Source organism: Acinetobacter sp. Ac8 (assembly GCF_055392545.1).
The window spans coordinates 1,972,645-1,990,067 of the sequence record NZ_AP043689.1; the positions used below are offsets into that span (position 1 = coordinate 1,972,645).

General features: G+C 38.4%; 20 protein-coding genes. 12 read left to right on the forward strand and 8 right to left on the reverse strand.

Features of this window, described 5'->3' with window-relative positions; translation table 11 throughout:
• Nucleotides 1–76 precede the first annotated feature (76 nt).
• Entirely contained in the window at nt 77–532 is a 456-nt protein-coding gene (locus ACZ5QH_RS09180; RefSeq protein ID WP_167468978.1) for an Lrp/AsnC family transcriptional regulator, read from the forward strand.
• Here the strand turns inward: ACZ5QH_RS09180 and ACZ5QH_RS09185 are convergent.
• Both ACZ5QH_RS09185 and ACZ5QH_RS09190 read right to left on the reverse strand, forming a co-directional pair.
• The gene (locus ACZ5QH_RS09185) at nt 529–1,101 is read right to left on the reverse strand and encodes an RNA 2'-phosphotransferase (protein ID WP_303577049.1); all 573 of its coding nucleotides are present in this window, start codon (nt 1,099–1,101) and stop codon (nt 529–531) included. The two genes, ACZ5QH_RS09180 and ACZ5QH_RS09185, sit on opposite strands and share 4 nt — an antisense overlap.
• A gap of 36 nt (nt 1,102–1,137) precedes the next feature.
• The gene (locus ACZ5QH_RS09190; protein WP_303577050.1) at nt 1,138–1,548 is read right to left on the reverse strand and encodes an Lrp/AsnC family transcriptional regulator; all 411 of its coding nucleotides are present in this window, start codon (nt 1,546–1,548) and stop codon (nt 1,138–1,140) included.
• A gap of 124 nt (nt 1,549–1,672) precedes the next feature.
• Between ACZ5QH_RS09190 and ACZ5QH_RS09195 the strand changes: the two genes are divergently transcribed.
• Entirely contained in the window at nt 1,673–2,215 is a 543-nt protein-coding gene (locus tag ACZ5QH_RS09195; RefSeq protein WP_303577051.1) for a cysteine hydrolase family protein, read from the forward strand.
• A 71-nt stretch (nt 2,216–2,286) separates the two neighbouring features.
• Here the strand turns inward: ACZ5QH_RS09195 and ACZ5QH_RS09200 are convergent, their stop codons facing one another.
• The gene (locus ACZ5QH_RS09200; RefSeq protein WP_303577052.1) at nt 2,287–2,796 is read right to left on the reverse strand and encodes a hypothetical protein; all 510 of its coding nucleotides are present in this window, start codon (nt 2,794–2,796) and stop codon (nt 2,287–2,289) included.
• A 316-nt stretch (nt 2,797–3,112) separates the two neighbouring features.
• On the opposite strand from ACZ5QH_RS09200, the gene ACZ5QH_RS09205 reads away from it, so the two are divergent.
• From ACZ5QH_RS09205 to ACZ5QH_RS09225, 5 genes are all read left to right on the forward strand, one after another.
• Nucleotides 3,113–4,279, forward strand: a complete 1,167-nt coding sequence (locus ACZ5QH_RS09205) for an ATP phosphoribosyltransferase regulatory subunit (protein ID WP_004820956.1) — start codon at nt 3,113–3,115, stop codon at nt 4,277–4,279.
• A 70-nt stretch (nt 4,280–4,349) separates the two neighbouring features.
• The gene (locus ACZ5QH_RS09210; protein WP_004721148.1) at nt 4,350–5,669 is read left to right on the forward strand and encodes an adenylosuccinate synthase; all 1,320 of its coding nucleotides are present in this window, start codon (nt 4,350–4,352) and stop codon (nt 5,667–5,669) included.
• Between the two features lie 181 nt (nt 5,670–5,850).
• Complete coding sequence (locus tag ACZ5QH_RS09215) at nt 5,851–6,642, forward strand: M48 family metallopeptidase (protein ID WP_004820958.1); 792 nt, start codon at nt 5,851–5,853, stop codon at nt 6,640–6,642.
• Nucleotides 6,643–6,782: 140 nt separating this feature from the next.
• Nucleotides 6,783–7,088: a hypothetical protein gene (locus ACZ5QH_RS09220; RefSeq protein WP_004820960.1), complete on the forward strand. Its 306-nt coding sequence runs from the start codon at nt 6,783–6,785 to the stop codon at nt 7,086–7,088.
• 111 nt (nt 7,089–7,199) lie between these two features.
• Entirely contained in the window at nt 7,200–7,985 is a 786-nt protein-coding gene (locus ACZ5QH_RS09225; RefSeq protein WP_004721143.1) for a M48 family metallopeptidase, read from the forward strand.
• Nucleotides 7,986–8,079: 94 nt separating this feature from the next.
• On the opposite strand, the gene ACZ5QH_RS09230 is transcribed toward ACZ5QH_RS09225, so the two are convergent.
• A complete protein-coding gene (locus tag ACZ5QH_RS09230; protein ID WP_303577053.1) occupies nt 8,080–9,129 on the reverse strand; it encodes an NADP(H)-dependent aldo-keto reductase in 1,050 nt (349 codons plus the stop codon).
• Nucleotides 9,130–9,458: 329 nt separating this feature from the next.
• On the reverse strand, nt 9,459–10,169 hold the full coding sequence (gene crp, locus ACZ5QH_RS09235) for a cAMP-activated global transcriptional regulator CRP (protein ID WP_004721139.1): 711 nt from the start codon (nt 10,167–10,169) through the stop codon (nt 9,459–9,461).
• Nucleotides 10,170–10,320: 151 nt separating this feature from the next.
• Between crp and ACZ5QH_RS09240 the strand changes: the two genes are divergently transcribed.
• Nucleotides 10,321–10,743: an OsmC family protein gene (locus tag ACZ5QH_RS09240; RefSeq protein ID WP_004721138.1), complete on the forward strand. Its 423-nt coding sequence runs from the start codon at nt 10,321–10,323 to the stop codon at nt 10,741–10,743.
• Nucleotides 10,744–10,927: 184 nt separating this feature from the next.
• On the opposite strand, the gene ACZ5QH_RS09245 is transcribed toward ACZ5QH_RS09240, so the two are convergent.
• Nucleotides 10,928–11,731: a peptidoglycan DD-metalloendopeptidase family protein gene (locus ACZ5QH_RS09245; RefSeq protein WP_462934256.1), complete on the reverse strand. Its 804-nt coding sequence runs from the start codon at nt 11,729–11,731 to the stop codon at nt 10,928–10,930.
• A 295-nt stretch (nt 11,732–12,026) separates the two neighbouring features.
• Between ACZ5QH_RS09245 and ACZ5QH_RS09250 the strand changes: the two genes are divergently transcribed.
• From ACZ5QH_RS09250 to ACZ5QH_RS09265, 4 genes are read left to right on the forward strand one after another with little or no spacing between them, the layout of a single operon-like run.
• On the forward strand, nt 12,027–12,470 hold the full coding sequence (locus ACZ5QH_RS09250) for a PAAR domain-containing protein (RefSeq protein WP_303577055.1): 444 nt from the start codon (nt 12,027–12,029) through the stop codon (nt 12,468–12,470).
• On the forward strand, nt 12,463–13,026 hold the full coding sequence (locus ACZ5QH_RS09255) for a PAAR domain-containing protein (RefSeq protein ID WP_303577056.1): 564 nt from the start codon (nt 12,463–12,465) through the stop codon (nt 13,024–13,026). The genes ACZ5QH_RS09250 and ACZ5QH_RS09255 overlap by 8 nt, the downstream gene beginning before the upstream one ends.
• 6 nt (nt 13,027–13,032) lie before the next feature.
• Nucleotides 13,033–13,653 carry a hypothetical protein gene (locus ACZ5QH_RS09260; RefSeq protein WP_303577057.1) on the forward strand — a complete coding sequence of 207 codons (621 nt, stop codon included), beginning with the start codon at nt 13,033–13,035 and terminating at the stop codon, nt 13,651–13,653.
• Between the two features lie 10 nt (nt 13,654–13,663).
• Nucleotides 13,664–14,125: a hypothetical protein gene (locus tag ACZ5QH_RS09265; RefSeq protein ID WP_303577058.1), complete on the forward strand. Its 462-nt coding sequence runs from the start codon at nt 13,664–13,666 to the stop codon at nt 14,123–14,125.
• A 312-nt stretch (nt 14,126–14,437) separates the two neighbouring features.
• Here ACZ5QH_RS09265 and ACZ5QH_RS09270 read toward each other — a convergent pair whose 3' ends face one another.
• Both ACZ5QH_RS09270 and ACZ5QH_RS09275 read right to left on the reverse strand, forming a co-directional pair.
• Nucleotides 14,438–16,405, reverse strand: a complete 1,968-nt coding sequence (locus tag ACZ5QH_RS09270; protein ID WP_303577059.1) for a family 2A encapsulin nanocompartment cargo protein cysteine desulfurase — start codon at nt 16,403–16,405, stop codon at nt 14,438–14,440.
• A complete protein-coding gene (locus tag ACZ5QH_RS09275; protein ID WP_004721119.1) occupies nt 16,380–17,312 on the reverse strand; it encodes a family 2A encapsulin nanocompartment shell protein in 933 nt (310 codons plus the stop codon). Before ACZ5QH_RS09275 ends, ACZ5QH_RS09270 begins: the two co-directional genes overlap by 26 nt.
• Nucleotides 17,313–17,423: the final 111 nt, after the last annotated feature.

Here is a 17,423-nt window from a genome sequence, read left to right on the forward strand (position 1 = left end):
GTAAAATAATTTTTGCAATATTATTGCTGGAATATGTTATTTTTTGGTTTTATCTACTAGAAATAATTTTATGAAATTGGATCAGATAGATCGGCGTATTCTGTGTGCATTACAACGTAATGGAAAACTACAAAATAATGAATTGGCAGAACAGATAGGTTTATCCGCTTCACCTTGTTTAAGACGAGTAAAGCAACTGGAGGATGAGGGGATCATTGACCAGTATGTTGCATTGGTCAATCCACACAAAGTAGATCTCAGTTTGACAGTCTTTGCACGAATTTGGTTAAAGAGTCAGGATGAACAAGCAGTCAATCAATTTATCGAAAGCATTATGAATATTTCTGAAATTGTTGAATGTCAACTTATGGCAGGTGATTGTGATTTTTTCTTACGTATTGTGGTTTCTGATTTAGAGGCATATCGTAAATTTCAAATTAATCATTTAAATAAAATTCCAGGGATCCAGAATGTCAAAACTGAAATCCCTTTACAGAAGATCAAACAGACCACAGCCTTACCGCTAGATTAGTTTTTTGATTCGCTTTCGAATAACTTTAAATATTTTATCGGCACTTGTTCAGTCAACCAAACCCCATTTTCAGCACAATAAAACTGGAAACCATCTTGGTGCATCTGTTTGGTGTCTAGTATGAAAATGATGACTTTGCCATGTCGTTGTCCCACTTTTTGTGCTGTGACTAAATCAGCAGATAAATGCACATGATGACGTTCACCTGAAATTAAGCCTTTTTCTAAAATACTGTCGACAAAGCGAGTTGCTGTTCCATGAAAAAGTGTATCGGGTGGCGTAATAGCAACATACTCACGTTGAACCTGAGCACTAGAGTGACCTTGTACTGCGCGGATTTTGTTTTGATCAGGGGAAAGTTGGAAGCGTTTTTTATCACTGCTTTCAACGACCTCAATCAACTCTACGAGTTTAAGTGGTCTTCTGTGTTTGATCATTTGCTGTAAAAGGATGTGTACATCCGTCCAGCCTTCAGAATCGAGTTGGATTGCAATGGTTTCTGGTTGATGTCGAAGTACTAAACTTAGAAATTTACTATGTTCGCGTAATGTTTTTTCTGAAGATTTCATTTGTTATTCTTACATGATATGGATTTGGATATAAAATTAAGGCTGAGTTTCAATTGCTCTTACGACACTATCTACTGAATATTGTCCCCATTCAGAGAGTTGCTCGATAAATAGATTGATTGCATGACTATCAAAATGCGCAACCAGCATATAGCAAGCGGAACCACAGACTTTATAGCAACTTTCAATTGACTCAAATTGAGCGATAAATGCTTCAAACTGTTCAAATTCATTATTCTGCATCATCACACGTATAAATTGTGTTGATTGGTTCTGTAGCGTAATCGTATATTTCTGAATTGTGCCTTCATCTTGCATTCGAGCAATGCGACTTCCTACAGCTTGGCCTGTACGGTGTACTAATTTTCCGATCTCTTTATTGCTTAACCGAGAATCAGTTTTTAGTATTTTTAAAATTTTGAGGTCAATTGGGTCATTTGGCAACATAGTGAATTGAACAAATTTTCAGTTTGAAAGTTTCTAATCTATTATTCTTTCATGAGTGACTGCAAATCGCCAGTTGTTTTGATTAATCTTATAAAAACATCAACACAAGAGTTAGGAAAACACCATGAGCCAAACTGCATTATTAGTAATAGATGTCCAAAACGATTATTTTCCTCAAGGGAAGATGGAGTTGTTCTGTGCGGAACAGGCTTTAAAACACATCAATCGATTAGAAGATCTGTTTATAAAGCGTGAGCAGCCGATTATTTATATTCAGCATATTGCCAATCAACCCAATGCTACATTTTTTGAAGCAGGAACGCAGGGTGTAGCATTGCATACGGATTTACGCGTTAAGACTGATTCAATTGTGATTGAAAAACACTATCCCAATAGCTTTTTTCAAACCACTCTAAAAGCAGAATTAGAGCGACTGAATGTTGATAAATTGGTGATTAGTGGCATGATGACGCATATGTGTATTGATGCGACGTCACGTGCAGCAGCAGAATTTGCTTATCAACCGACGATCATTGCAGACGCTACAGCGACGCGTCAATTGAGCTATTCGGGCAGAACAGTTGAAGCAGAAGATGTACAAACAGCCTGTTTGTCAGCCTTCCAAATGTTTTCACAAGTGGTCAGTATTGAGGACTATTTAAAATAGTTGAAAGAGTCAAAATAACAGGGAAGTACAGCGATTCGATTTTGTACTTCCCTTTAAATCTGAATAAAAATTTATGCTTGGTTTAAGAAACCTTCTTTGATTTTTTCAGGTAAGCCTGTATGCCACCATGTATAAATGGAGGATTTTATTTCGTCATCTTGTTCAGGATCATTGAAAGGTTCATCATCTTCACGAATCAACTCATCGCCTTCAAATTTAAACCAGAATTCCCACGGGTCATCATCCCCACAACCCCAAGCCAGAGTGTGAATTTCAGGGAGTAATGCTTTTAAGAAAAGTAGGATTGCTTCGATAAACTCATCGCCTGAAGAACCATGCACAAAATGGACAACTGAATAGCCTGCAATAGCGTGTAATGATTCAGGACCCAAATCAAACTCAATATTGTCAACTGTGTTTAAAAGATCTTCTGCAAGTTCTTGGCCCAATAGTGAATTTAGCTCAACTGCAACAGCAATAAATTTGTCTTGTTCACCGCGATGCTCTTGAAATAAACGGCCTAGCTTTTGCATGATTTCCGTATTTGGATGCGTGTAATATAAGTTGCTATGTAGTTCCATACTTCCCCAGTTTTTAGTATTTCAGTTGCTTTAAATAGATGCTGTTTTTCTAAACGAATAAATTATATTTTCAACAACGCAAATAGCAATCAACACTTGTGTGAAAAGTTAAATAAATACAAAGAATTGAAGTGGGATAATGTGTAATAGATAGTTTTTTGCCTAAATTATGCATAGGTCGTCAAATTATCTAGGCATCAAAAGTTATTTTATTAATGCATGGCGCAGATGATCGTGCTAAAATAACAGAAATCGGGTGTGTTCCCGATTTTTTTATGCGGATTACTTCCGCGCTGACAGGATTTAGGTTTACAACATGCCCATTTCAGAGACATGGTTATTACCTGATGGTGTAGCTGATGTATTACCAGAGCAAGCGCAAGTAATTGAAAAATTGCGCCGTGAAGCTTTAGATTTCCTCGCATCACGAGGTTATCAGCTGGTGTATACGCCATTCATCGAATACATCGAATCTCTTTCTTCTCTCTCCGAATCGAATCAAGATTTAGACTTAGCCACTTTTAAAGTCATCGACCAACTTTCAGGTCGTTTACTTGGTGTGCGTGCCGATATGACACCACAAGTGGCTCGTATTGATGCCCATGTACATCAAGTACAAGGTGTGGCGCGTTACTGCTATGCAGGAACGGTACTTCATACTAAACCACAAGGTTTTAATACCACGCGTGCACCACTTCAGTTAGGTGCAGAGTTATTTGGTTCAGACAGTATTGACGCAGACGTTGAAATGATCGACGTGATGCTCAATCTGCTTAATACTGCGGGTTTAGCTGATGGTATCCATCTTGATTTAGGGCATGTAGGACTGTTTAGAAGTCTGGTAAAACATGTGGGTTTAAACAAATCAACAGAAAGCCACTTATCTGATTTGTATCAGCGCAAAGCACTACCAGAACTTGCTGAATTCACTCAAGATTTAGAGTTTGGTTCTGATTTTTATGCTTTAGGTCGTTATGCAAGTGATCTGGATGCATTGCAAGCGAATATTAGCGCAGAAATTTTTGCTGATGAAGCATTTAAAAATGCTTTTGAGGTACTTAAAACAACATATACAGAAATTCAAGCACGTTGGCCAAAACTCAATATTGGTATCGATGTTGTAGAGCTTCGTTCATACCATTATCACACTGGGTTAATGTATGCCGTGTATGCACCAAATCGTGCTGCACCGTTGGCACAAGGTGGTCGTTATGATGGTATTGGTGAACACTTTGGACGCGCGCGTCCTGCAACGGGATTTTCTTGTGACTTGTATTCCTTAAGTGCGGGTCAACGTCAACAGATTGAAAAAGTAGTTGCACCGAAAGGTACCGAATCCACGTTGCTGGATGCGATTGCCGTAGCACGTCAACAAGGTTTAAGTGTAATTCAGTTATTGGGTAATGACGATTTAAACTCAGTTCCAAATGCAACCCACCAGATGGTGAATGTTGCTGGTGAGTGGAAAATCGAAACAATTTAAGTATCAGATTGAATGTTCATGTCATTCGATTTGGTTTTCTATTTTAACAGCATGATGTAATGAGGCTATTATGGGCAAAAGTGTTGTGGTACTCGGTACCCAATGGGGCGACGAAGGTAAAGGTAAAATCGTTGACCTGCTCACAGATCAAGCAGCTGCGGTAGTACGTTATCAAGGCGGACATAACGCAGGGCATACGCTCGTCGTTGGTGGTAAGAAAACAGTTCTTCACCTCATTCCATCAGGTATTTTACGTGAAAACGTACTTTGCTTAATTGGCAATGGTGTTGTACTTTCACCTGAAGCATTGATCAAAGAGATGGATATTCTTGAGAAAGAAGGCGTACCCGTTCGTGAACGTCTGCGTATTTCTCCAAACTGTCCGTTGATTCTTCCTCACCATATTGCACTTGATCAAGCGCGTGAGAAAAAACGTGGTAATGCCAAAATCGGTACAACGGGTCGTGGTATTGGTCCTGCTTATGAAGATAAAGTTGCTCGTCGTGCGATCCGTGTTGCGGATTTAGTACGTGGTGGTGAACATCTTAAAGCACAGCTTGAAGAGCTTCTTGAATACCATAACTTCCAATTGACTCAATTCTTCGGTGTTGAAGCCGTTAAAGTTGAAGATGTATTGGCACTTTGTGATCAATGGCGCGAAGTGGTTAAGCCATTAGTTTTAGATGTGATTACAACATTGCATGACTATCGTAAAGATGGTGCAAACATCATGTTTGAAGGTGCGCAAGGCTCACTTCTTGATGTCGATCATGGTACATATCCATATGTAACTTCATCGAACACTACCGCTGGTGGGGTAAGTTCTGGTTCAGGTCTTGGTCCATTGCATCTTGACTATGTTTTGGGAATCACCAAAGCCTATACAACTCGTGTAGGTGCGGGTCCATTCCCAACTGAGCTTGTTTATGATGCTGCCAATGATGTTGGCGATGCAGTTGGTAAACATTTGGGTACTGTGGGTTCAGAATTCGGTGCGTCGACTGGTCGTCAGCGTCGTTGTGGTTGGTTTGATGCTGAAATCTTACGTCGTTCTGTAGATGTAAACTCATTATCAGGTATTTGCTTAACTAAACTTGATGTTTTAGATGGTTTGGAAGAAGTAAAAATCTGTATCGGTTATGAAGCTGCGGATTCAGGTTGTGTGGGTTCTACAGATGCGCTTGCATTTGAAACATTAAAACCAATTTATGAAACTATGCCAGGTTGGTCTGAGTCTACGTTTGGTGCGAAATCATTGGATCAATTGCCACAAAATGCAATTAACTATGTAAAACGTATTGAACAGTTGATTGAATGTCCTATCGACATCATTTCAACAGGTCCAGATCGTGACGAAACAATTGTGATGCGTCATCCATTTGATGCTTAATTGATTCAATCTTTAAAAAAAGCTCCTACGGGAGCTTTTTTTATTGTTATTCTTTTTAGGTGTTTTAAATAAAGTGTGATTATATTTTGATTTTTTTTGTAAAATACAACATAATTCAGCCGCTAAGAGCTGAGCTTCGTTTTGAAGCTTGCAATAAGATCTATGAAATTTGGTGAAAATAATGATTAACAAGAAACTATTACTTGGCTTAGGGTTGGCTATAGGCTTAACAGGGTGTACCACTGTTGCTGAATTAACGGGTAATGATTCTGCGACTTTAAACCTCAATGCAGCAGCAGATTATAAACTTCTTGTTGAAGATGCAAAGGCACAAAAAGCACTTGATACAACATCTGCAACATATAAACGAGTTAATGCTGTTTTCTTAAAGATGAAACCTTTTGCAGATCAAGCAAATCAAACGGGTCAAAAATTTGACTGGCAATTGAGTGTGCTTAAATCCAATGAACTCAATGCATTTGTCATGCCTGGCGGTAAGGTTGTGTTCTTCACAGGTATTGTCAATCAATTGAAACTGACTGATGCTGAAATTGCTGCCATTATGGGACATGAAATGACCCATGCCTTAGAAGAGCATTCTAAACGTGGTGCTGGCGCAACTGCAATTACAGATTTTGCTGTGAAAATGGGCAAAACTTATGCGGGCGATAAATTGGGCTCAGTCGGCACTCAAGCTTTAGATATCGGAAGTAAATATGGTGTAGGTTTGCCATATTCACGTAGTTTAGAGTCATCTGCTGACCGTGGTGGATTAATGCTTATGGCGAAAGCTGGCTATAATCCTGAAGCGGCAATCAGTGTTTGGCAAAAAATGAACAAGATCGATGGCGGCAGTAATAATGGAGTACAGAAGTTCACTTCAACACACCCATCAAATAACGACCGTATTTCAGATTTAAACAAAAACATGGTTGAAGCAAAGCAAATCTATCAATCTGTGATTAAAAAGTAATTTGATTGTAGAACGCTAAGCCCGATGTAAATCGGGCTTTTTATTTACAGCTAAAAAAGACTAAAGTCGATATCAATTAGACTAGGTTTTCAAGTTTAGCTTGTTAAAATGTATTTTTAGATACACATTGAGTTTGTAGGATGCAAAAGAATATATCGAGCACGATATTTTATTCTCTGATTTTTGCTATGGGCGGTGCTCCAACGATCGCAATGCTGATTATTCAGGCTCAAACCAATGATCTGAATATCATCAATAATGCATTGCTTGGTCTGAGTGTGATGGTTGCATGTGTACTGGTTCCTATTATTTTGATCCAGAATGCATTTTTGTTGATCAAAAGAAATGATCAACATTTAGAACAAAAGATTATTCCATTGAAAAACATATATTTGACGCTGAATGTAATTTGTCTCATATATTGGTTGGCGATTCAATTTTTGTGATATTTCACTTACATAATTAATATGAATTAATGGATTTTATTGATTTATCCTTATGTAACATTTGCATATAATCCACAATGCTTTTATTTGTTCTCCATGGAGTTGATTATAATGAACAATAAATTAATGCTTAGTCTTTGTGCGGCGACTGCCATTTCAATTTCAGGGTGCTCAACTATCGCGGATATGGCAGGTGCTGATTCTGCAACGCTTAATTTAAATGCAACACAAGGCTTTAATAAAACAGTGCAAGAAGCACGTTTGAATAAGACTCTAGATACAACTTCTGCAACTTATAAAAAAGTGAATGCAGCATTTATTCGATTAAAACCTTTTGCTGATCAAATGAACCAAACGGGTCAAAGATTTGACTGGCAATTGGCAGTACTTAAGTCAGATGAAATCAATGCTTATGTTGCACCCGGTGGTAAAGTGGTTTTTTACACAGGGATTGTAAATCGACTGAATTTATCTGAAGCTGAAGTTGCTGCGGTGATGGGCCACGAAATGACCCATGCTTTAGAGGAACATTCTAAACAAAAATTAGGTGCGCAAGCGTTGACCAATCTTGCAGTTGGTATTGGTAAATCTTATGCAGGCAGCCAAATTGGTGAATTAGGTAATGCAGCGCTCGATTTGGGAAGCCAAGTCGGGGTAGGCTTACCGTACTCACGTAGTTTAGAAAGTCGTGCAGATGAGGGCGGCTTAATGATGATGGCGAAAGCTGGCTATAATCCTCAAGCGGCAATTACCTTGTGGGAAAAAATGGCGAAACAGGGTGGAGGAAAAGGTTCTGCATTACTGTCAACACATCCATCTGATGTCAATCGTATCAATGCAATGAAAAAGAATTTACCTGCTGCAATGGCAGTTTATACTGCACGAGGCGGAAGATAAGTTTTTTGATAAAACCTATCGAATAGAAAAGGATGCTTATGCATCCTTTTTTATTGAAAACAATGTAGAACAACACGTGTTTTAAAACCAGTACTTAAGGTGCGGGGTTTGGCTGCTGCTGATGAATCGCATCTATTTCCGATAAGATTTCTTCAGACAATTGGGTATCAAAGGCCTGAATATTCTCTTTTAGTTGGTCGAGCGTAGTCGCACCAATAATGGTACTACTCACAAAAAATTGTTGTTTAATAAATGCTAAAGCTAATTGGGTAAGTGTTAAACCATGTTTTTCTGCAAGCTGTGCATATTGTTCTGTCGCCCAATCGCTCTGTGGATTGCTATAGCGGCTAAAGCGAGAAAAAAGCGTAATACGTCCTTTTTCAGGGCGTGCGCCGTGGCGATACTTTCCAGTTAAGTAACCAAAGGCCAAGGGGGAGTACGCGAGTAAGCCCACGCCCTCATGTTGTGCGATCTCAGACATCCCAATTTCATAAGTACGATTGAGCAAACTATAAGGGTTTTGTACACTCACAATTTTTTCTAAGCCCAATTGTTCAGCTAAATGTAAAAACTTTAAGGTACCCCAAGGCGTCTCATTGGATAAGCCAATATGACGAATACGTCCTTTTTTCACTTCTTTTGAGAGTGCTTCTAAGGTTTCAGCAAGCGGGGTAATCTCTTGTGTACGTGCTGCGAGTTGATTGCTGTAACCCAACGTGCCAAAGAAGTTAACAGGGCGTTGTGGCCAATGCAGTTGGTAAAGATCTATATAGTCTGTTTGTAAACGCTTGAGCGAGCTATCAATAGCACTACTGATCTCTGCTTCTATAAACTTGGTATGCCCATCACGAATTTGACTGCCACCTTGTTGGGGGCCTGCAATTTTTGTGGCAATGATAAGTTTGTCACGCTGACCGTTTTGAGCAATCCAATTCCCAATGATGCTTTCAGTCGATCCCTGTGTTTCTGGTTTAGGGGGTACGGGATACATTTCAGCAGTATCCCAGAAATGAATATTTTGATCGAGTGCATAAGCAAGTTGTTCAAATGCTTCATTCTGATTATTTTGTTCACCAAAGGTCATGGTACCTAAACAAATTTCAGGGACCACAAGATCAGAATGCCCTAAACGATTTGACTTCATTTTATGTCCTTCAAAATTAATATTCAGTATCTTATGAGAATAATAACGTAATTTAAATTTGATAACTAAGTGAAAGAATGTTTCTAATTATCAAAATAAGATAAAGTTATCTGATTCTTTTATAAAATGCTCATTTTAGCTTGGTCTTGTTTTATAACATGGTCATGAGCCCAGCTCACAGTAATTCTCTGTGTATTTATCGCAACATGAAAAAAGCAAACTCGGGAGTTTGCTTTTAAACTATATTTTAACTTTTTGACAATATTTGATATTTATCCCATTCAACATAATTCTTTAAGGAATTAAATTCTCAAATTTGTTCTCAAGCTTTATTCATCATCTGTGCTTAGTTCGTCTTCAGAAAAATTAGATTCTTCCAAAGATACATCAAATATAAGGATGGCTTTACCGTCGGTTTCGATCATGCCTTGTTCTTCAAGTGTTTTTAGAACACGACCAACCATTTCACGGGAACAACCCACGATACGACCAATTTCTTGGCGAGTAATGCGGATTTGACGGCCGTTTGGCAAGATCATCGCTTCAGGCTGTGCTGAAAGATCAATTAAACAACGTGCAATACGACCAGATACATCAATAAATGCAAGGTCAGTTACTTTGCGTGTTGTATTTTTTAAACGACGAACAAGTTGTGCAAATACGGCATAACTTAAGTCAGGATATTGTTTACTAATTTCGTGGAAATTATCATATGAAATTTCAGCAATTTCACATACGTCACGGGTTCTTACTTCCGCAGTACGTTGTGGATTTTGCTCAAATAATCCCATTTCCCCGAAAAAGTCCCCAGGGTTCAAATATGCAACAACAATTTCACGCTCATCATCTTCACGTAAAATAATTGAAACTGAACCTTTTAAAATTAAATACAGTGATTTTGACTCTGAACCTGCATCAATAATCGTTGAGCGTTTTGGAAAACGATTGATGTGAGCTCTTTTGAGCAAAGCTTTGACTGACTCAGGTAGTTGACCAGGAGACAAAGCATCTGTACTAAGTTGTGCAAAATTAGAAGACATGCTTAAAAATTCCGAATTGGATAATAACTAGATCTGTTGATCTAAATTGAACTCGTCACGTAGAAGCAGTAGAGATGAAATTCCTTATCAACTCATTTTATGCTAGTGTACAGGTACCCCGTAAATTTATAGCTTTTTTTAGGTAGTTGCAATGCAAACTAGCGTTCATTGGTTAGAGAATGTTGCTTTCGAAGCAAAATCAGAAAGTGGTCATCAAATTGTGATGGATGGTTCTGCTGAATATGGTGGTGAAAACCGTGGACCACGTCCTATGGAACTCATATTAATGGGACTTGGTGGGTGTGCTTCATTCGATATTGTGACCATTTTAAAGAAATCTAGGCAAAATGTAACAAATGTTGTTTGTCAGCTCAAAGCGGATCGTGCAGACACGATTCCCGCTGTATTCACGAAGATACATTTACATTTTGTAGTAACAGGGCATGATGTAAAAGAGAAGCAAGTAGCTAAAGCTGTTGAATTATCAGCCGAAAAGTATTGCTCAGCAAGTAAAATGCTGTCCGATGGCGGTGTTGAAATCACCCATGATTTTGAAATTATTTCCGCGGAATAACGGAATTAATTTTAAAAAAGCCAATCAAAAGATTGGCTTTTTTTTAATGTGTTTTGGCTGCTTAAGTTGGTGACTTATCCGATCAAAATTAAAAAAAATAAATTATTACAAAATGTGTATTTGTTCAAAAATAAGCATTTTTGAAACAAGCGTTCAAAGGTTTCTTAGCATTTTTCTTGCTAAATTAAGGTGATAAAAATAATTGTGGGTCAACTCTGGAATTATTTAAGCTCATTCCCCAGTGTAAATGTGGGCCTGTTACTCGTCCTGTTTTACCCACCAATCCCAATAAATCTCCTTGTTTCAAAATTTGCCCTTTTTCTACATTGATTTTACTGAGGTGGCAAAACATACTGATCAGACCTTGTCCGTGATCAATCATGACGGTATTTCCATTAAAGAAATAATTGCCTGTCGCAACCACCGTTCCCGCAGCTGGCGCAATCACTTTTTGTCCGATGGGGGCAGGGATATCTAAACCAGAATGTGGGGCACGCTCTTCACCATTAAAAAAGCGTTTACGACCAAATGAATTACTAAATTTTCCTGCTGTAGGTCTGATGAATTTTGGAAAGTCTTTCCATTGTGCAGGGCTAAATGAGCTGTAAACACTGTTTTGTTCTTTCGCTTCTTGGCTATAACGATCAAGTTGTTCCTGATTTGGATTGACGTAATCCTGATTTTTTACATTGAGGCGTTGCTCAGCATATTTAAATGGCTTCACTTCAATATTAATTGGGCCTGTAGAGCTTTGTAATTGCAGTGTACCCAATGGTGCTGAAAGCGGAATACCAAAAACAATATGATTTACTGCATTTTCACCATCCACGATCAAGACAGGTTTATCTTGGTAAGTGATATTTAACACAGTTTTAGCAACAGGAATAACCGCTATGCCACCTGCACGACGTGAGTCTTGAGGTAAGGCGAAGGCTTGAGTTGCTATAATTAAGCTAGATAGTAGGAAAAGTTTTTTGATTGAAGGCATAAATAACATACAAGGTTTAATTTTTTGTAGTATCTCGCTTTTTTATTCAGATGCTCAAGCATGTGATTGTTAAATTATAAGACAAGACAGATGTAAGTGAATTACTTAAAGCGATTGGCCATAAACATAATAAGCCAGATAATTAGAAAATGAGCATGATAAAAGACTGTGATTAATTTGAGTAAATAATTTTACATTATTTAATACAATTAACAATTCTATTAAATTTGTCTTAATGTTTGATCTTATGTTTTAATCTTTATGCCTTCATTGAATAACAATAATTGGACTAAGTATGACGAAACCTAAATTTTTACATGAATTACCAATTGAACAGTTAAAACAGATGTCTCAAGAAGACATAAAGCAAACAATAAAAGCAGAGCAGCTTTATTTTCGACATAGGCCCAAAAAAATCTATTACCTTGCGGTAAATGGGGCTAAAACTAAAAATGGTGGGTTAGTTAAAGCGAGTGCATTGCAAAGCCGAATAGGTGGATTGCCTATTGCTTTAGTTGGTGACGATGTTATTTACGCAGATGGGACAATTTCTAAAATCATTTCAGGAGCTGGCAAGGGTTGCCTTATAAATGGTCAGTCCGCTGCATTGGTGGGAAGCTCCTTAGAGAATGGTGATGAGATTGTAGATAGCCCTAACATCTCTGTAGCTATAAATATCTTTATTGGTGATAAGACCCCTGAAGGCTTTTTGTGCCAAGAAGGTGTTAATCATGGCTAAAGGTTTTGCAATTCATAACTCTATGACAAATCATGGAGGCATCATTCAAGCAACTCAACAGCTAACATCCCAAATGGGAAATCTATTTCTATGTGCAGGGGATGGTCACTTTTGTCCTAAGTGTAAATGCTGGTCGACAATACAACCGAGTCATAACCATATTATTATGGACGGAAAACCAGTCGCTTACGTTGACGATCTATTAAGTTGTGGAGCTAAAATTTTACCTAAACAAGATCATGTTGTTGGAACAAGTCAAGGTTCTCTTTATATTCGTTCTTCAGGCTCAAAAGAGCCTTTACAAAATAGCTTTATAGATAAAGTAATCTCAACAAATTTTGGTTTGCAGTATCAATTATTAGATAAAGCTACTCAGAAACCGTTGGTTGATTTTCCATACCAATTGAAACGTGCAAACGGTGAAGTTATTGAGGGGAAAACTGATGAAGATGGAAATACAGTTCATATTGATTCAGGTGATCAAGAGGAACAAGTAGAGCTAATTATTTATGACCTTTCTAAACCAATGCCTCCACTAGATGATGACTTAGGGTAAAAAATTATGGCTGACGTTATTGTAACTGATAAGGGTATGTTTCCTAAGGGTATTGAAGTTTGTAACTATCCCACTGTAACGTGTAATCCAGCGTTTAAAGTTGGTAATTACTACATTGCTGCACCTTACAATTTTTTCTTTGACGAAGATCATTGGAAAGCACTTCAAGAAATAAATAAGGTAGAATTTTTCTTAGCTTTGCGCTTTGGCTTGGAATATGACATAAATAAATTTGGTGATGGAATGATTAATAAGCTTTCATTCAACACCATGATGTATATAAAGTTTCAACAATATGTGCGAAAACATGCTTTGAAAGATGCGACCAAGCTTGTAATGCAGTTTGAAAAAGCTACTTTTTCTTTGCGTTTGAAAGTTCCGCCATTTGGCTTAATGGATATATTTAAAGCTTTAGGTGTTAAAAATAACCTGAAATTACCTGAAGCTATGAGTAATATTCAGCAATTAGCAGAAAATGGTTATTCTCCACTTTATGTAAATAGGGCAACCTTTAAGTCTATTTTTAACACTGATTATCACCCAGCTATGCTTAAGCAATTAACTTTGGATGGGACGTATCGAGGTGAGGGTTCAGTATCCCAATTGCAAGAATATGATAAGAGATGAATAGAATAATATGATTTTTAGACAATTAACTCTCTTTGCTTTACTACCTTTTATTACTTTGGGTTGTTCTGCAAATGAGTCAGAAGTGGACTTTGTACAAAAATATATTGAAACAAGTGAAGTGTTTATTAGTTACGATATTCCAGTATATCGAGCTGCTGATGTAACCAAAAAAAATGTAGTTTCTGATGCAATATATAAATCCTCATTAGCAAAACTGTTTTCAATGTATGCGTATGAACAACAATTTCCTGAAAAGTATGTTGTAGAAGACCATACGGATCCTAAGAATTTTTTTGGTTATTGTTGGATGGGGAAATTTGTGACAGATTACAAACCATTTGCTCCGAAACCCTCTTTAGCTGATGTTGAAGCATTGCAGTGGCTTGATAAAAAGCGCGCTATATGGAGCCAGCATATTAGTAAAAATTTTAGCAAGAATACATCCGTGAAAAATTACTGCCCTTACTAACAGGTACAGCCGATATATTTATTTTAAAGTTATGAGTAATATAGTCTTAAAAATGTTGCAAAAATAGGTTGATAAAAATAATGGTAAATCAATCTGATTTAAGCTAAATAGCGACTTAATTAGTTTGTTGGAGTGTAGCGTTTTATCGAATTGAGAGGATATTTTTAGTCATTGGATGAATTACACATTCCATTCAAAAATAGATCATACAATCACCACCTCGAAAAATCGCATGCCTAATTAATTAAGCATGTGATTATGATCGATCAATAAAATCATTAAGAACTAAAAATTAAACGCTAAAGTTTAAAATTAGGATTTATAAGGTTTAGCACGGCGCAGCTGATGTAATACTGAAACCAATAAATCAATTTCCTCAGTGGTATTATAAAACGCAAGAGAAGGGCGTACCGTACGTTCAACACCGAAACGGCGTAAGATCGGTTGAGCACAATGATGCCCAGTACGCACAGCGATACCATACTGGTTGAGTACTTTCCCGACCTCTTCCGTTTCATAGCCTGCTAGTGTAAAAGACATCACACTGGCTTTATTTAATGCAGTACCTATCAGACGTAGACCAGAAACACTTTGTAGCGCATGTTGACCATATTCAAGCAAGTCATGTTCATAACGTGCAATGTTATGGATTCCAATACTTTCTACGTATTCTAAAGCAGCACCTAAGCCAACAGCATCTGCAATATTCCCCGTACCTGCTTCAAATTTATTTGGTGCAGGTTGATAGACCACATTCTCAAACGTCACATCCTGAATCATATTCCCGCCGCCTTCCCATACAGGCATGCTATCAAGTAATTCAGACTTGGCATAAACAGCGCCAATACCCGTTGGGCCAAAAACTTTATGCCCAGAAAACACAAAGAAATCGGCATCTAAGGCAGTAACATTGGTGGGCATGTGCGAAACAGACTGAGCACCATCAATCAAAACTCGCACACCTGCTGCATGCGCCAATGCAATAATTTCTTGAGTAGGCGTTACAGTACCCAAGGCATTAGAAACCTGTGTAATCGAAACCAGTTTGGTTCTAGGATTGAGCAATTTTACAAATTCCTCAATCTGAATCTGACCAGTATCATCTACAGGAATCACACGGAGTTTTGCACCAGTTTCTTTACTGAGTTGGTACCAAGGTACAATATTGGCATGATGCTCAAGATGGGACACAATGATTTCGTCTCCCGCTTGAATATTCTGCGTACCCCACGATTTTGCGATTAAGTTAATGCCTTCTGTTGTACCTCGAACAAAGACGATATTTTTTGCTGAAGCAGCCCCAATAAAGCGAGCCACAACATCACGTGCGTGCTCATAAGCGTCACTGGCCCGTGCTGCAAGTTCATGTGCTGCACGGTGAATATTCGAATTTTCATGTTGATAGAAATATGAAATTCGATCGATGACCGCCTGAGGTTTATGGGTGGTGGCTGCATTATCCAACCAAACCAATTGCTTACCATTTACACGTTCTTGTAGGATGGGAAAATCCCGACGGATTTGCAAAATATCAATGGGTTGATAGTTCTGAGTATTCGCTGGTATTTGCACATCTGAATGCGGACGAACAGCTTCAATGGAAGGTGATTGAAGAAAATAATAACCAGACGCTGCGGTTGCAGGTTTGTCATTACGATCTTGTAATACACTTTTTAATTGCTGGTCATCAGTCACATGATAATCATCAAACGCATATGGATTTTTAAGCACATCAGTTTGAGCCACATTTGTATTTACTGTTTGGGCGCTGGCAACGTCAGGGTGAGGCAGATCTAAAAAGTAATAACTCGATTGCGCCTGATGTGGCGCAGTCGTTGTTAGGTTTGATGGTGCAGTGTGTTGTGTGATTTGTGTAGGATTCAATGACAAATCTAGCTTTTGTCCGACCGCAAATGGATCAGGAGTATTTGCACCCCCAACAATGGGCGAGGAAGATAGAATTCTACGCTCAGGATGGTCGGCGGTCGGTTCTACATAGTGATGTGTAGAATCTGGATTTAAATTTGCCTGTTGCACAATGGCAGGTATACGCCCAGACAATGCAGTAATTGGGTCTTTAGGCTGTGGTTGATGGCTAACACCTTGAGGTCGTTGATCGGGTAGATCAAAGTTAAAACCTTGTGGGTTTTGTTTGGGCACAGCCGAAAAAAATTCAGCAGCCAATTGTGCAATGACAGATTCACTGATGGGTGCATCAGCAATATGATCAGAAGAAATATCTGGAGTAGCTTGATTATTTGTAAGTTGTTGGATAGTCATGGTACTTGTCTACCTCCACATCTTCGAGCACAGCGAGTGCATCATCTGTCAACACAGCAAGAGAACAATATAAGGAGATTAAGTAAGAGGCGATTGCATTACGATTGATGCCCATAAAGCGTACAGATAGGCCCGGTGCCTGTTCACCTGCAAGACCTGGTTGGAATAAGCCAACAACACCTTGACGCTTTTCACCGACACGTAACAAGATAATTTTGGTTTTGCCATCTTCAACTGGAATTTTATTTGAAGGAATCAGTGGAATACCGCGCCAAGTGATGAACTGTGAACCAAATAGACTCACAGTTGGTGGTGGAACACCACGACGGGTACATTCACGTCCAAAAGCCGCTATCGCATCGGGATGTGCTAAGAAGAAGCCCGGTTCTTTCCAAACTTTGCGCAGTAAATCATCAAAATCATCTGGTGTGGGTGCACCTGTCAAAGTGGAAATACGTTGTTCATCTGCAACACTTGCCAATAAGCCGTATTCAGGATTATTGATCAATTCACTTTCTTGACGTTCTTTAATAGTTTCAATGGTTAAGCGTAACTGTTCTTTGATTTGATCGTGAGGACTACTATATAAGTCAGAAACACGGGTATGAATATCCAGTACAGTGGAAACACCATTTAAAAAGTATTCACGTGGATTAACTTCATAGTCGACAAAAGTTTGTGGAAGTGTTGCTTCATCACGTTGGGTACACGCCACCTGAATGTCATCGGTATTGCTGACTTTGTTGACACGGTAAATACCCGCTTCAACAGGGGTCCATTGCAATAAATGTGTTAGCCAACGTGGTGTAATGGTGGAGAGTTGTGGTACTGTTTTTGTCGCATTGGCAAGTTGACGAGCTGCTTGATCATTCAACGCTTGGCGTGTGACTTCTTGGTTCTTAGCCATGTTTTAATCCTTGGTGGTATTGGAAATTAATTATTGATTACTGGTTTGATTTAAAAATGCTGTTGTTATCTTCTCCAATAAAGTAAAAATTTTGCTCTTGGGGTTTAATTG

Coding starts and splice junctions, on each gene's coding strand:
- ACZ5QH_RS09185 (WP_303577049.1), bottom strand. CDS start 1,101: ATGAAATCTTCAGAAAAAACATTACGCGAACATAGTAAATTTCTAAGT.
- ACZ5QH_RS09190 (WP_303577050.1), bottom strand. CDS start 1,548: ATGTTGCCAAATGACCCAATTGACCTCAAAATTTTAAAAATACTAAAA.
- ACZ5QH_RS09195 (WP_303577051.1), top strand. CDS start 1,673: ATGAGCCAAACTGCATTATTAGTAATAGATGTCCAAAACGATTATTTT.
- ACZ5QH_RS09200 (WP_303577052.1), bottom strand. CDS start 2,796: ATGGAACTACATAGCAACTTATATTACACGCATCCAAATACGGAAATC.
- ACZ5QH_RS09205 (WP_004820956.1), top strand. CDS start 3,113: ATGCCCATTTCAGAGACATGGTTATTACCTGATGGTGTAGCTGATGTA.
- ACZ5QH_RS09210 (WP_004721148.1), top strand. CDS start 4,350: ATGGGCAAAAGTGTTGTGGTACTCGGTACCCAATGGGGCGACGAAGGT.
- ACZ5QH_RS09215 (WP_004820958.1), top strand. CDS start 5,851: ATGATTAACAAGAAACTATTACTTGGCTTAGGGTTGGCTATAGGCTTA.
- ACZ5QH_RS09220 (WP_004820960.1), top strand. CDS start 6,783: ATGCAAAAGAATATATCGAGCACGATATTTTATTCTCTGATTTTTGCT.
- ACZ5QH_RS09225 (WP_004721143.1), top strand. CDS start 7,200: ATGAACAATAAATTAATGCTTAGTCTTTGTGCGGCGACTGCCATTTCA.
- ACZ5QH_RS09230 (WP_303577053.1), bottom strand. CDS start 9,129: ATGAAGTCAAATCGTTTAGGGCATTCTGATCTTGTGGTCCCTGAAATT.
- crp (WP_004721139.1), bottom strand. CDS start 10,169: ATGTCTTCTAATTTTGCACAACTTAGTACAGATGCTTTGTCTCCTGGT.
- ACZ5QH_RS09240 (WP_004721138.1), top strand. CDS start 10,321: ATGCAAACTAGCGTTCATTGGTTAGAGAATGTTGCTTTCGAAGCAAAA.
- ACZ5QH_RS09245 (WP_462934256.1), bottom strand. CDS start 11,731: ATGCCTTCAATCAAAAAACTTTTCCTACTATCTAGCTTAATTATAGCA.
- ACZ5QH_RS09250 (WP_303577055.1), top strand. CDS start 12,027: ATGACGAAACCTAAATTTTTACATGAATTACCAATTGAACAGTTAAAA.
- ACZ5QH_RS09255 (WP_303577056.1), top strand. CDS start 12,463: ATGGCTAAAGGTTTTGCAATTCATAACTCTATGACAAATCATGGAGGC.
- ACZ5QH_RS09260 (WP_303577057.1), top strand. CDS start 13,033: ATGGCTGACGTTATTGTAACTGATAAGGGTATGTTTCCTAAGGGTATT.
- ACZ5QH_RS09265 (WP_303577058.1), top strand. CDS start 13,664: ATGATTTTTAGACAATTAACTCTCTTTGCTTTACTACCTTTTATTACT.
- ACZ5QH_RS09270 (WP_303577059.1), bottom strand. CDS start 16,405: ATGACTATCCAACAACTTACAAATAATCAAGCTACTCCAGATATTTCT.
- ACZ5QH_RS09275 (WP_004721119.1), bottom strand. CDS start 17,312: ATGGCTAAGAACCAAGAAGTCACACGCCAAGCGTTGAATGATCAAGCA.